Source organism: Vibrio sp. CCUG 15886, assembly GCF_028570825.1.
GTDB classification, from domain to species: Bacteria; Pseudomonadota; Gammaproteobacteria; order Enterobacterales; family Vibrionaceae; genus Vibrio; species Vibrio vulnificus_B.
Map to the genome: position 1 here is coordinate 1 of NZ_JAQQBT010000027.1, position 12,985 is coordinate 12,985.

A 12,985-nucleotide genomic window follows, 5' to 3' on the forward strand; every position below is an offset into this window, starting at 1 on the left:
ACTAAGAAGATGAGAACTAAGAAGATGAGAACAAAGAAGATGAGAACAAAGAACGTTCCTGCCCGTCGCCTAACGCCCTGTTAAGGTGTGAGCAACGCAATACCGAAGTCACCGCATACCACCTTAAACACTAAACGCAACGCATAGTAAAAATGCCACGCGTTGCGAATCACTCTTAAACAGTTTGTTAGCCGCTCATTCCCAAAGGTTATTGCTTGCTCAGTAGGAACTTACGCAAGTCTCTCTCAGCACGCATAACAAACAGAATAAATACTTTGTCGCCGTCTTGTTTATAGAAAACGCGGCACGGATTAACTACAACTTCACGATAACTTAGATGTTCTAGTTCAGGCGGAATGCGACCCGATTCAGGGAAAGTCTCTAAGCGCTCGACTTTAGAAAAGACCGTTTGAACCAATTGTTTTGCAGCTACGATATTTTCAAGTGCGATGTATTCAGCGATATCATTGAGGTCGGATAGCGCTGGCTCAGTCCAGATTATTTCAGCCATTTTGACATTTTGTCCTTGGCTTCATCGTGACTCACCACTTTACCATCAGCTAATGCACGTTCACCTCGTGCAATCCCCTCCAGAATCGCCAAACGATTTTGCATAAACTCGTAATCATCAACATCAACCAGATATGCCGATGGTTTACCATGTTCGGTAATTAACACTGGTTCCTTAGTGACGTGGAGATCGGCAAGGATCTTTGTTGCTTGGCGTTTGAGTGATGTAACTAGTTCTACTTTCATGAGAGCTGCTCCAAAGGAATACTAAAGTGATACTATTCTATCACTTTGAGTATAGCAAGCTCCATGACGGCTAACGCCCAATTAAGGGGTGAACAACGCCTCCACCCGAACCTAAAGCATTGCGCCATAAACACTAAAACCGAAGTAGAAGCAAAAGTGCCATGCGTTGTGAATCCCTCTTAAATTGCTTGTTATGCGAATTTTTACGCATAAGCCAACTTGGCCAAAAGAAGACTACCTTAGATACGAAAAACTACAAACAAACCAAGTACTTTTTGTGATTCAAGAAACAGCGAAGTCACTATGTTACAGCCGAAATGTCAACAACCACGAAATGCGGCCTTTCAGCAACAATGTAGCTTTTAAGCCGATGAACCTCGCAGCTACAAACGACCAACAAATGCTACGCCCCGATGAACTTGCCCTTTCCACACTTTGAGCCTGACAAAACTTCCACGCGCCAGCTCAGAAAACCAATGAGGCAACCCTAGAACCTAGGCTGTTTTACGGTTGGAGAGATTCATGAAATTGATCCGATAATGCTGATTTGCCGACACCGAAAAACGAATAGCCAAAGAGATCGAGAAAGAGGCATGAGATAATTTGCCTTCCGGTCGCATAACGCCCAATTAAGGGGTGAACAACGCCGCCACCCAAACCTAAAGCATTGTGCCATAAACACTAAATTTGAAGTAGAAGCAAAAGTGCCAAGCGTTGTGAATCCCTCTTAAATTGCTTGTTATGTGTTTATTCTATCATCAGCTCCCAAATATCAGGTTTATTATTAACAAGCTTTGTATTTAGAGTTTCATTAAAGAACGTTTGATAATGTTTTTGTTTCCAAAGGCGTTCTTCAAATTTTATTTTTTCTATACTTTTTTCATATTTAACAAGCTTAATGAAGCCTTCAATACAAGGTTTACCTAGTTTTTTTCCTCGGAAGTCAGAATGAATAGATAGATGATGGACAGAACAGACTTTGTTTTTTGTTTTAGCGCTTTCTATAGTCATTATATGACCACTTAAACTCTTAGCATCCACATATATCTCATAATCTTGAGTGTTGTTTTTATTTCTTAACCTTCCTTTCCTTATTGATTTACCCTGCTCGATTGTAATATGTCTATATGGGAAGTGTTCTAATGAATAACGTAGATCTTCATAGTTTTTTATTTTTTTAAATTTACACCAACATAAGAAATATTTTAATGTCATATTGTATCCTCATTATAATCACATAACGCTGCGTTAAGGGGTGAATGCCGCACAAACCAACTTCCCGCAAACCACTTTCACCACCAAAACCAACCGCATACCAAAAATGCCACGCGGCATGAATCCCACTTAAACGCTTTGTTATGCTTAAGCTTCAATGGGTTACGATTAACCAGAACCAAGATTAACTCGACTTTGATTCAGAAACAAAAGCAAAAACTTAGAAAACCGAAATGAATCATAGTTTTGATATTCATGCTCGGAATTTTGGCAAATCTAGTTTGAAGCTTGAAAACCTAGAAATGGATTTCTGATTGAGTCAACTGCCCTAACCTCACGCTCGCCCGAAAATTGATAGAGGCAATTCTCTGAATTTCCAGCGCCAAAGAATAAGTGTCCGAAAAACAGCGCTCGAAAAAGCCGGCTTGCCGACAAACACAAAACTGAAAAGCCGATGGAACAAAGAAAAACCATAAACCACTGATTTTGCTTGATTAAGCATAACGCCGCGTTAAGGGGCGCTGGCACGCAATACAAAAGTGGCCGCATAGCACCTTAACCACTAAACCCAACGCAAATTGAAAATGCCACGCGTGCCAAGTCCCTCTTGAACGCTTTGTTATGCCGTTACTTTTTGTTTTAACTGAACTTCTACCGCTTTTGAACCGTCGGAAAGTATGAAGAAGTCTGAATCAAAACGTTGAATCACATTAAAGCCTAGTGCCTTAAAAACAGCGACATTACCTGTCTGCTCAACACACCAAACCGAAACTGAGTTAATAGGCTTAAACTGTGTAACAACGAAATCGACGAGCTTTCTAGCTACACCTTTTTGGCGAAAACTTGGTGCAACTGCTAACGAGCTAAGCTGCAATTCTGAGCCAACCTGTTTAGCTTCAACTACTCCGACTAAAACCTGATCAACATGGAAACCAAAACAACTCCACTCACTTTTAGCACTATTTTTATTGCTAACTGCGAGCTCAGTTGGCCTGTAAACTTGACGAAGTTCATCGAAGCAACGCTCTGACAGTTCAACCACTGATTTTTCGTTTGAATCAAGCTGCTTGATCATCAATTTCACCTTAGGCATAACGCCCTGTTAAGGTGTGAGCAACGCAATACCGATGCTTCCGCATACCACCTTAAACACCAAACGCAACGCATAGTAAAAATGCCACGCGTTGCGAATCACTCTTAAACAGTTTGTTATGTTGTTTGTTGGCGACGCTGCCAAAAGCACATAGGGTCTTTCTGTGCCCAAAGAACATGATTAGCAATATGTAGGGGCTTATTTCCCATGTTACGTATCATTTCACTTATTTCTTTTGGCATTTCAGCTAGATACTTTTCTTCATTGAACTCAAGTGATGTCCCAGAGTAACTAGCTTGGTTAGGTAGCAACGTAACATATGTATCCTCGCCATTACCCTCTTTATGATTTGCATAAACAAACGAGTCAAAGCCATTTGTTAATGCCCAACTTTTTAATTTAAAAGTGAAATAGAGCCAAATAATCTCTTGATACTGAGATTTATTAAAATCTTCACCAATAGCTTTTGAACGTTCTTTCCTTTTTTTTAGCTCGCTTGCAAATAACTTGTTACTAGAATAATTACGCTTTATTCCTTTGATATCTTTCAGAGAAAATACTCTAGAAATATGGTGCGGATAAATAACGTCTGAAAATGGTGTGAATAGCTCCTTGACTTGTTTTTGCAACGACGGAGTCAACTCATTCGCATCAACTACGTTTGGACCTGCGCTGCCTATAGGATCGTCCTCCCACAAATCAACCAGCCTTAATGGGCTATTAATTTTTAATGAATATTCAGAAATCTCGAAAGTTTTCGCATAGTTACAAAATTCATGCAGATGCGCTAAAAGAGGTTGACGGCTGATTACACGTCCCATTAAATCATACGTATTTACAGAACAATCAGAGTTCAGAGAACACATACTTTGATGAGCAAACATCCCCTCAATTCTCTCTGCAGCTGCAACAGGAGAGACACCTAAATGCTTCATGATAAAACTATGGCTTTTTGTGCCTGCCCTATCTGCATTATAAACCCGAACCATAAAACCTCTCATTTATGAATTTGACACTTGCTCTAAACGAATAAAACAACATAACGCCGCGTTAAGGGGTGCAGGCACGCAATACAAAAGCTACCGCACAGTGCTGTAACCACCGAACTCAACGCAAACCAAAAATGCCACGCGTGCCAAATCCCACTTGAACGCCTTGTTATATTTTTATTTGTACACCACTTTGAACTGCTCCAGAACCAGCAACATATCTTCCGACGGTGATATTCCTAACTCTACGCACTCTTTTGAGAAGAAGTTCCAATGCGCCTCCCGCCACCAAGCTAAAGTCTTGTCACCCTCACCTTCTAAAGCCGCGAACTCCGGTGTTACTTCGCTGAATTTTTGCTTGGTTACAGAAGTCATTTCTATAATACAAATCGGTATACCATCCCAATTTGTCACCACTTGAAGGTGTCCAACAACTGGCATTGGCTCGCCTTTTTTACTGTACCAATAGTCTAAGCTGCATGATGCACGCTTTTCACCACGAAGGATTAACTCGGCACAGAGATTTGCATTGTGTTCATCTGCACAGAAATAGTCTGAGCTGAACGAAGTGTATTTGGAAGCGGCTTCACCAGGTAAAGAGTTCAGATATTGTTCCAAGTAAACTCTACTTCTTTCATCCATGATTTTGACTCGAAAATTGATTAAAAATATAACGCCGCATTAAGGTGTGAGCGACGCTTGGCTATACTTGAGCGAAGCGAAACCGCCAAGCGTTGCGAATCACTCTTAAATGCTTTGTTAGGCTTGTAGTTCCAACAACAGCTCAGCCCCAGAGCTTTTCACGATTTCAAAGCCCAATTTCAAATACAGTTGCTTAGCTGGATTCGTTTCAATCACGCTTAACCCAACCTTAGACTTCGTTGTTTCCGCTTTAGCAATTAGGTCAAGAATTAGCTTACTGCCTATTTTCAAACCTTGAAACTCAGGAGAGATCTGGATTTGAACCAAATACCAATAGTTAAGTTCTTCGGTGTATGTGGCTTTGAACAGCCCAATAGGCTTGCCATCAAATTCAACGATTTGCGCATGAGGAAACTCAAAACGTATTCGCTTTTCATAATCTTCAGCACTCGTTGGCATGCCTACTTCTTCTAGATACTGCCTCATCGTTTTATCACGTAATGACTGCAAGAAAGGAATATCTGCCTCGCTCGCCCGTCTAAGGGAAATATCCATGTTTCCTCCAAAAGCCTAACGCCCTGTTAAGGTGTGAGCAACGCAATACCGATGCTTCCGCATACCACCTTAACCACTAAAACCAACGCATAGTGAAAATGCCACGCGTTGCGAATCACTCTTAAACAGTTTGTTAGGCATTACTCAACAAAATCAATCACTTTCTATATTTAGTCTCGTAACCGGGGTTATCTTCAGGGCGAAGTGAGTTTGGGTAGAGTAAGTCAGACTTCACATCAATAGAAACTTGTTTGATATTTCTGAACGTATCATTTGGGTAAGGAATCGCTATCATATCATTAGTAATCTTTTGACCTTTACCACCGACTTCACCACAAAAAACCTTGATCGTTCCAACGTTAAACAAACTCTCAATAGGATTAATATTAACTTCAACATTTGTGATCTTATCGTAATCAATTACTTTATAATCAATACCCATAAAGCCACTACGAAAGAGAAGCCGCTTGTTAGAATACGCATAAAACGTGTTTGGATATACTAGCAACTTGTATAGTATTAGCGCTAAACCAAACCACATTACACACCCTTCAGATAAAAGCTGCACGGGGTCTGTAGAAAAAAGTTCCGATGATGACCTGCCTAAAAATAAAAATAGCAGTATTCCGCAAAAGAACACAAAAGAAGCATTTAGCATGTATGCTATAAAATAAGGCTTTCCCACCCAGAGTATTTCTTCATTGTCATCTAAGACTGGTTTAAATATATCTTTCATAATATTAGTTTCTAAATAATTGCCACTGATGCCTAACGCTGCGTTAAGGGGTGAGTGCCGCATAAACCAAGTTTCCGCAGACCACTTTCACCACCAAAATTCACTGCATACCAAAAATGCGACGCGGCACGAATCCCTCTTTAACGCTTTGTTAGGTTTCGGGCTTATTCCCCCAATGAACCCCAATCTGTTAGATTTAATTGCTTACGCCTAATGTAGTAAAAAGTTGCCATAACCAAACCAAACAAAGTGCCAGCAAGTAACGAGATGAAAACTGCTTCTAATACTGGTTTACCTAGCTCGTTCCACACGAGAAACCATTGAAAAATTCCCCATACAGGAGCGAAGAAAGCAACACAAAGCATAACGTTTGCAAAATAGCTTTGGTAATAAGGTGGCGGAAAACACATTCCAAGTTTACGTAGCCACTTTACAACTGGTGGATTGTAGTTCGACTTCCAAACACCTTTGTCATTTAATTCTTTGTGAGCAAGTTGTAGCTTCGTTTCATAATCCATGACCCAAAATCCTCGAATTCGATGTTTCCCGCGGAGAAACCTAACGCTGCGTTAAGGGGTGAATGCCGCCTAAACCAACTTCCCGCAGACTACTTTCACCACCAAAACTCACCGCATACCGAAAATGCCACGCGGCATGAATCCCTCTTGAACGCCTTGTTATGCTTAAGCTTCAATGGGTTACGTTTTAATAAAACCAAGATTAACTCGACTTTGATTTACAAACAAAAGCCAAAACGTAGAAAACCGAAATGACTCATAGTTTTAAAAATCGGGCTTTGAAATTCGGCCGCTAAAACTCAAAAACCGAAGATTAAATTACTGATTGAACCAGCCGCCCTAACCGCGCACTTACCTGACAATTGATTGAGGCAACTCTCTAAATTTCCAGCGCCCAAGAATGGATGTCCAGAAAATAGCGCCCACTGAAGCCAACTTGCCGACGAGCACAAAACCAAAAAGTTGAGGGAACAAAGAAAACCATAACCCACTGATTTTATGTGATTAAGCATAACGCCGCGTTAAGGGGTGAGTGCCGCATAAACCAACCTTTCGCAGACCACCTTCACCACCAAAACTCACCGCATACCAAAAACGCCACGCGGCACGAATCCCTCTTTAACGCCTTGTTATGTTTAAGACTCAAGGGGTTAAGTTTTACGATACCAAGAGCTTAACTCGACTTACCTTTACACACCAAAACCAGAATCTAAAAGACTGAAATGACTAATAATTTTTTGAAAATCAGACTTTAGAATTTGGCTGCTAAAACTCAAAAACCTAAGTTCAAATTTCCGATTGAGCCAGATGCCCTAACCTCGTGCTTACCCGAAAATTGACTGAGGCAGCTCCCTAAATTTTCAGCGCCCAAGAATGGATGTCTAGAAAACACAGCGCCCTATTAAGCCAACTTGCCGACAAGACCAAAATTAGAAAGCCGAGAAAGCAAAGAAAAAATGCAACCAACTGATTTTACGTGATTAAACATAACGCCGCGTTAAGGGGTGAATGCCGCCTAAACCAACTTTCCGTAGACCTCTTTCACCAACAAACTCACCGCATACTAAAAATGCCACGCGGCATGAATCCCTCTTGAACGCCTTGTTATGTTTAAGACTCAAAGGGTTAAGTTTTACGATACCAAGAGCTTAGCTCGACTTACCTTTGCAAACCAAAACCATAGGCTAAAAAACTGAATTAACTCATAAAATTGATTGAATTTACATTAAATCTCAACGTGAGAAACGAAAGCTGAAGATCTAACTTTGAAACTGAGCAAGCTACACTCACCTCACCCAAACACTGTATTTCAATGAGGCAATTCTCTGAATTTTAGCGCCCACGAATTGAAGTCCAGAAAACAGCGACCACCGAAGTTAGCTTGACGACAAGGGAAAAACTTGAAAGCTGCGCGAAAAAAAGAGTGCAAGTAACTGATTTTACGTGATTAAACATAACGCTGCGTTAAGGGGTGAATGCCGCCTAAACCAACCTTCCGCAGACCACTTTCACCACCAAAATTCACTGCATACCAAAAATGCCACGCGGCATGAATCCCTCTTTAACGCTTTGTTATGAGCCGGGCTTGAGATAAACACCCACTTCTCTAAATTGAGATTTCAAATCCAGCATTTGTATGTGAGCCAGTACTATTTGGAATAGATTAAACACTGCTGCTGCAAACATGCACCCTACCACATAGCCAGACCACATTTGTTTGTCAGGCTGATATAACGTGTTGAAAGATAGAACAAAGAAAATGAGGCTAGAGAAACTTAATAGGTATTCATTACAACTATATAGGTACGAATTTGTCGAATAGTCATATTTGATTGTGACTTTTCCGCCTGCTCGAGCCAATTTTAGGTGAAGTGAGTTGCCTACAGTTTTATAAGATAAATCATTTCTATCAAGTACTTGCTCTACTTTATCCAACATTCTTCAATGTCCTCCATGACTATTGGTTTAGCTGTACCACTAGCGTTGGTACTGCTATTTCTACAACTGTGTTCAATATGTACGAGGCTCATAACGCTGCGTTAAGGGGTGAATGCCGCACAAACCAACTTTCCGCAGACCACTTTCACCGCCAAAACTCACTGCATACCAAAAATACCACGCGGCATGAATCCCTCTTGAACGCCTTGTTATATGCGTAGCTTCAACTACATAAAAACTGCTTCAAGTTTGTTACCGTCTACATCGCGAACAAACGCTGCATAGTAAGTCTCACCGTACTCTGGACGCAAGCCTGGCTTACCGGCACACTCACCGCCAAGCTCTAATGCAGTAGCATAAAACTGGTCAACAGCTTCTTTGTTTGGCGCGTTGAAAGCAATGTGAGTTCCATTACCCGAAGAGGCTACATTTTCACATGGGCAACCTACCCAAAACTCAAAGTTTTCGCCGTAGGCAGCCGCGACATTCTCGATGTAATGAGCCCGTTTTATGGACAAAGCAGATAGAACTGAATCGTAAAAAACCACCGCAGATGGCACATTTGAAACACCAACTGAGACATGATTTAGAATCATTTTAAACTCCCTTTTGCTCACAGATTTTGAAAGCATATAACGCCGCGTTAAGGGGCGCAGGCACGCAATACAAAAGTGACCGCATCACACCTTAACCACTAAACCCAACGCAAACCAAAAATGCCACGCGTGCCAAGTCCCTCTTTAACGCTTTGTTATGCCTGTGCCAAAGTTTTCAATGAGCTTGGGACAATAACTTTATGGATAGGGGCTACGACAAACATGTATGCTTTGCCAAACAAGTTGTGGACATGAACTACCGTTGTCGCATGAACAGTGACTTTGTCACCTTTTACGTCCAACATAAACGACACTCTCACATCGAGATGCTTATCGCTGTCCTCGAGAACAATTTCATGCTCTTCGTTACTTACGAGCGTGAAAATACCTATCCGATCGCCCACTTTGACGTTATCAACACCGGCCTCCAAAGTGGTATCCTGAAATCGACCTAAATGCTTCAGGCCAAGCATGGATACAATACGGTTTCTCATTTCCATTAAGAATGAAACCCAGCGCGGTGTTTGCTTGGCGATTTCTAGATAAACATCGAAAGCTGTCTGATTCGTGTATGGGATCTCACGAGAAAAACTGTCAGCAAAATAAGAGCCTTGCGCGTAACCATAAAGCTTGGAATGCTTTGGGATAGTCATGTATTTCTCCTAAAAGGCATAACGCCGCGTTAAGGGGTGCAGGCACGCAATACAAAAGCTACCGTACAGTGCCGTAACCACTGAACCGAACGCAAACTGAAAATGCCACGCGTGCCAAATCCCACTTTAACGCTTTGTTAGGGCTGTGGTTGGAGCGGCTGCTTTTCTTTCAAGTAAAGATACAGTGGCAACCCAAACGATACTCCAACTGACAAAGTTCCCAACACAGCAAAATAGCGATACTTCACTTTATGTCTTTGGCCGTCCACCACGATAAAACCTAATAAAGCAATCGCCGCTACCAAAACATCAAGCCAAGCAAAAATACTAATGGGGCTTGCCACCGCTTCACGGAACAAAAGACCAATGTCTAAGCCATTGCTAACTAGCCAAGGAACAAACGCCCCGTATGGGAGCGATATACCCAACAAAGTAAGAACCAGATAAAACCTTACCATTTCGCCATCCTTGCACATTTTTCGTTGTAAGCCCTAACGCCGCATTAAGGTGTGAGCAACGCTTGGCTATACTTGAGCGAAGCGAAAGCGCCAAGCGTTGCGAATCACTCTTAAATGCTTTGTTATAGCGCACTTACAAGCGATCATTGAACCCTTTCATGATCAATTTTTCGGAGAGTTCTTGCTTTGATAAATTCAGTTCAATTACTTTAACTAGCGCTCTACGAACAATGAACCTTAACTCGTGAACATCGGCAGAAGTAATAGTACTTATGTCACCTGTATGAACCAACTTTGAGCGCTTCCCATAAAAGTGTTTAACTTGCTTAAAGAGTGCGTTCGCGTCTGATTCGTTATCAGTAAGCAAAACAGCGCAGCCTCGCGAAACCCTCAATGTTAGCTCGGATTTAGCATCATTAAAAATTGCCTCTAAAGCTATCATTAAAGCTAAAAAGTCAAACTCATAATGGTTAGTAAAGTACGACTTTTCATAATTGCTCAACGCAAATCTAATGTACTTAGGAAGCAATTCAATTGCGTTGCACTTTATAAAGGCGTTAATTCGGTCGTAGTCATAATGGAACAAACTGAACATTATGTTACGACTTGTATTTTCACGCTCACAGCAGGACATTGGTTCTATTTCGCCGTCATTCTCTTGGTAGTATGCTTCAAAAGCACATTTTATGTCCCCATCATTAAATAAACGTAAGAGATTTATTTGGTGATTGATGTAAGCTGACACAGATGCTTCAAACGCTCTCTCTTTTGGGAGGTTACTAATTCTATCGTCCAAGTTCCCCCAACAACCTTGATATATGGGGTAATCTTTAAAGTGCTTTTTGATGACATAGACTTTTTTAGACGGACGTTCTGGGTAACTTGGTAAGCAACTCCACGGGTGTTCTATCTTATTTTCAACGTCATGAAACAATAAGTTGTCGTTGCAAAACTTAACAAAGTCGTCGACATTTACAGACTCAACGGTAAATCCATCTCCAAAGTCAATCTTTAAGATAGAACGATCAACATTTCCCAATAAAGCTAAGTATTTCAATGTCGTTTCCTATATCTTTGCGCTATAACGCCGCGTTAAGGGGTGCAGGCACGCAATACAAAAGCTACCGCACAGCGCCTTAAACACTGAACCCAACGCATACTAAAAATGCCACGCGTGCCAAATCCCTCTTTAACGCTTTGTTATACCGTTACTTACAGCTAATCCAATACCTGGCTAAAGGATTTGGAAACACCTTACCCATTACGATTTTCTCAAACTGACCACCGTTGGCTTCAATGACTTTTCTTGAGGCGTTATTATCCTCGTCAGCAGTGACTAATGCTTGGTCAATGCCTAACTCTTTGGCCTTAGGTAGAACCAATTTTAGCATTAATTTCCCTTTACCTTCGCCACGAGATGAAGGAGCAATATCATAACCAATATGCCCTGCCTCTAAAGAGAGGAACTCATTTTCAATATTATGGCGAACTCGAATAGCACCTAGAATAGTTTTGTCTGTGTTTACTAGCCAGAAATGGCTACATGGTACATAGCCTTCAGGTAAGTTGACTCCCTTAGCTTCATCCAACAAGCGCTGAACATACCTTGGAAAATCAGATTTACCTTCATAGTAATATTCTGCATTTTCGGCATCATTTTTAGCAAAGTCATCATAGAAACTAGCAAATGCAGACTCAAACTCTAATGACGGTACAACTAACTCCATGTTACTTTCTCCAGTAAGGTATAACGCTGCGTTAAGGGGTGAATGCCGCACAAACCAACTTCCTGCAGACCACTTTCACCACTAAAACTCACTGCATACCAAAAATGCCACGCGGCATGAATCCCACTTGAACGCCTTGTTATATGCGTAGCTTCAGCTACATAAAGACTGCTTCAATCTTGTTACCGTCAACATCGCGGACAAACGCTGCATAGTAAGTCTCACCGTACTCTGGACGCAAGCCTGGCTTACCGGCACACTCGCCACCAAGCTCTAATGCAGTAGCATAAAACTGGTCAACAGCTTCTTTGTTTGGAGCATTGAAAGCAATGTGAATTCCATTACCTGAAGAGGCTGCATTTTCACATGGGCAACCTACCCAAAACTCAAAGTTTTCGCCGTAGGCAGCCGCGACATTCTCGATGTAATGAGCCCGTTTTATGGACAAAGCGGATAGAACTGAGTCGTAAAAAACCACCGCAGATGGAACATTTGAAACACCAACTGAGACATGATTTAGAATCACTTTAAACTCCCTTTTGCTCACAGATTTTGAAAGCATATAACGCCGCGTTAAGGGGTGCAGGCACGCACTATAAAAGCTACCGCACAGCGACTTAATCACTGAACCCAACGCAAACCGAAAATGCCACGCGTGCCAAATCCCACTTTAACGCTTTGTTATGCTTAAGCTTCAACGCCCGCATTTTACCAAAACCAAGATTAACTCGACTAGAATTAGCTAACAAAAGGCAAAACCTAAAAAACTGAAATGACTCATGATTTTGAAAGTATGACTTTGAAATTCGGCTACTAAAACTCAAAAACCTAAGTTCAAAGTTCTGAGTGAGCCAACTGCCCTTACCTCACGCTTACGCGAAAACTGATTGAGGCAACTCTCTGAATTTCCAGCGCCAAAGAATTGATGTCCAGAAAATAGCGCCCAATGAAGCTAACTTGCCGATGAACTCGAAACTAACAAGCCGAGGGAACAAAGAAAAACCATAAACCACTGATTTTACGTGATTAAGCATAACGCCGCGTTAAGGGGCGCGGGCACGCAATACAAAAGTGACCGCATAACACCTTAACCACTAAACCCAACGCAA

Annotated in this window: 16 protein-coding genes; all 16 read right to left on the minus strand. The window is 41.5% G+C overall.

The window, feature by feature from the left end; all coding sequences use genetic code 11:
• Positions 1–208 precede the first annotated feature (208 nt).
• Positions 209–511 (minus strand): type II toxin-antitoxin system RelE/ParE family toxin, encoded by a 303-nt coding sequence (locus tag PQQ36_RS21700; RefSeq protein WP_273662594.1) that lies wholly within the window; start codon positions 509–511, stop codon positions 209–211.
• Complete coding sequence (locus PQQ36_RS21705) at positions 499–756, minus strand: type II toxin-antitoxin system Phd/YefM family antitoxin (RefSeq protein WP_088880731.1); 258 nt, start codon at positions 754–756, stop codon at positions 499–501. Before PQQ36_RS21705 ends, PQQ36_RS21700 begins: the two co-directional genes overlap by 13 nt.
• 747 nt (positions 757–1,503) lie before the next feature.
• Complete coding sequence (locus tag PQQ36_RS21710; RefSeq protein ID WP_273662597.1) at positions 1,504–1,971, minus strand: hypothetical protein; 468 nt, start codon at positions 1,969–1,971, stop codon at positions 1,504–1,506.
• A gap of 619 nt (positions 1,972–2,590) precedes the next feature.
• Positions 2,591–3,046, minus strand: coding sequence for a GNAT family N-acetyltransferase (locus tag PQQ36_RS21720; RefSeq protein WP_173670235.1), 456 nt, complete (start codon positions 3,044–3,046; stop codon positions 2,591–2,593).
• Positions 3,047–3,180: 134 nt separating this feature from the next.
• Positions 3,181–4,053 carry a hypothetical protein gene (locus tag PQQ36_RS21730; RefSeq protein WP_263163899.1) on the minus strand — a complete coding sequence of 291 codons (873 nt, stop codon included), beginning with the start codon at positions 4,051–4,053 and terminating at the stop codon, positions 3,181–3,183.
• A gap of 177 nt (positions 4,054–4,230) precedes the next feature.
• Positions 4,231–4,695 (minus strand): ASCH domain-containing protein, encoded by a 465-nt coding sequence (locus PQQ36_RS21740; RefSeq protein ID WP_273662606.1) that lies wholly within the window; start codon positions 4,693–4,695, stop codon positions 4,231–4,233.
• A gap of 117 nt (positions 4,696–4,812) precedes the next feature.
• Positions 4,813–5,250 carry a GNAT family N-acetyltransferase gene (locus PQQ36_RS21745; protein ID WP_273662608.1) on the minus strand — a complete coding sequence of 146 codons (438 nt, stop codon included), beginning with the start codon at positions 5,248–5,250 and terminating at the stop codon, positions 4,813–4,815.
• Positions 5,251–5,407: 157 nt separating this feature from the next.
• The gene (locus PQQ36_RS21755; RefSeq protein WP_237282447.1) at positions 5,408–5,986 is read right to left on the minus strand and encodes a PH domain-containing protein; all 579 of its coding nucleotides are present in this window, start codon (positions 5,984–5,986) and stop codon (positions 5,408–5,410) included.
• 164 nt (positions 5,987–6,150) lie between these two features.
• The gene (locus PQQ36_RS21765) at positions 6,151–6,504 is read right to left on the minus strand and encodes a DUF6404 family protein (protein WP_013571710.1); all 354 of its coding nucleotides are present in this window, start codon (positions 6,502–6,504) and stop codon (positions 6,151–6,153) included.
• Positions 6,505–8,076: 1,572 nt separating this feature from the next.
• Positions 8,077–8,442, minus strand: coding sequence for a hypothetical protein (locus PQQ36_RS21795; protein WP_273662613.1), 366 nt, complete (start codon positions 8,440–8,442; stop codon positions 8,077–8,079).
• A 227-nt stretch (positions 8,443–8,669) separates the two neighbouring features.
• Entirely contained in the window at positions 8,670–9,038 is a 369-nt protein-coding gene (locus PQQ36_RS21805; protein ID WP_060531446.1) for a VOC family protein, read from the minus strand.
• 155 nt (positions 9,039–9,193) lie between these two features.
• The gene (locus PQQ36_RS21810; protein ID WP_243356495.1) at positions 9,194–9,691 is read right to left on the minus strand and encodes a DUF2867 domain-containing protein; all 498 of its coding nucleotides are present in this window, start codon (positions 9,689–9,691) and stop codon (positions 9,194–9,196) included.
• A gap of 137 nt (positions 9,692–9,828) precedes the next feature.
• Positions 9,829–10,149 (minus strand): DUF2834 domain-containing protein, encoded by a 321-nt coding sequence (locus tag PQQ36_RS21815; RefSeq protein WP_273662615.1) that lies wholly within the window; start codon positions 10,147–10,149, stop codon positions 9,829–9,831.
• A gap of 133 nt (positions 10,150–10,282) precedes the next feature.
• The gene (locus PQQ36_RS21820; RefSeq protein ID WP_203478257.1) at positions 10,283–11,206 is read right to left on the minus strand and encodes a HEPN domain-containing protein; all 924 of its coding nucleotides are present in this window, start codon (positions 11,204–11,206) and stop codon (positions 10,283–10,285) included.
• A 151-nt stretch (positions 11,207–11,357) separates the two neighbouring features.
• Positions 11,358–11,876, minus strand: a complete 519-nt coding sequence (locus tag PQQ36_RS21825) for a GNAT family N-acetyltransferase (RefSeq protein WP_130250944.1) — start codon at positions 11,874–11,876, stop codon at positions 11,358–11,360.
• A 157-nt stretch (positions 11,877–12,033) separates the two neighbouring features.
• A complete protein-coding gene (locus tag PQQ36_RS21830) occupies positions 12,034–12,402 on the minus strand; it encodes a VOC family protein (RefSeq protein ID WP_025638031.1) in 369 nt (122 codons plus the stop codon).
• Positions 12,403–12,985 lie beyond the last annotated feature (583 nt).

Excerpts from the sequence above, each read along its gene's own strand:
- PQQ36_RS21765 (WP_013571710.1), bottom strand. The coding sequence starts at position 6,504 with ATGGATTATGAAACGAAGCTACAACTTGCTCACAAAGAATTAAATGAC.
- PQQ36_RS21730 (WP_263163899.1), bottom strand. The coding sequence starts at position 4,053 with ATGGTTCGGGTTTATAATGCAGATAGGGCAGGCACAAAAAGCCATAGT.
- PQQ36_RS21705 (WP_088880731.1), bottom strand. The coding sequence starts at position 756 with ATGAAAGTAGAACTAGTTACATCACTCAAACGCCAAGCAACAAAGATC.
- PQQ36_RS21755 (WP_237282447.1), bottom strand. The coding sequence starts at position 5,986 with ATGAAAGATATATTTAAACCAGTCTTAGATGACAATGAAGAAATACTC.
- PQQ36_RS21745 (WP_273662608.1), bottom strand. The coding sequence starts at position 5,250 with ATGGATATTTCCCTTAGACGGGCGAGCGAGGCAGATATTCCTTTCTTG.
- PQQ36_RS21810 (WP_243356495.1), bottom strand. The coding sequence starts at position 9,691 with ATGACTATCCCAAAGCATTCCAAGCTTTATGGTTACGCGCAAGGCTCT.
- PQQ36_RS21740 (WP_273662606.1), bottom strand. The coding sequence starts at position 4,695 with ATGGATGAAAGAAGTAGAGTTTACTTGGAACAATATCTGAACTCTTTA.
- PQQ36_RS21710 (WP_273662597.1), bottom strand. The coding sequence starts at position 1,971 with ATGACATTAAAATATTTCTTATGTTGGTGTAAATTTAAAAAAATAAAA.
- PQQ36_RS21815 (WP_273662615.1), bottom strand. The coding sequence starts at position 10,149 with ATGGTAAGGTTTTATCTGGTTCTTACTTTGTTGGGTATATCGCTCCCA.
- PQQ36_RS21720 (WP_173670235.1), bottom strand. The coding sequence starts at position 3,046 with ATGATCAAGCAGCTTGATTCAAACGAAAAATCAGTGGTTGAACTGTCA.
- PQQ36_RS21805 (WP_060531446.1), bottom strand. The coding sequence starts at position 9,038 with ATGATTCTAAATCATGTCTCAGTTGGTGTTTCAAATGTGCCATCTGCG.
- PQQ36_RS21825 (WP_130250944.1), bottom strand. The coding sequence starts at position 11,876 with ATGGAGTTAGTTGTACCGTCATTAGAGTTTGAGTCTGCATTTGCTAGT.
- PQQ36_RS21700 (WP_273662594.1), bottom strand. The coding sequence starts at position 511 with ATGGCTGAAATAATCTGGACTGAGCCAGCGCTATCCGACCTCAATGAT.
- PQQ36_RS21795 (WP_273662613.1), bottom strand. The coding sequence starts at position 8,442 with ATGTTGGATAAAGTAGAGCAAGTACTTGATAGAAATGATTTATCTTAT.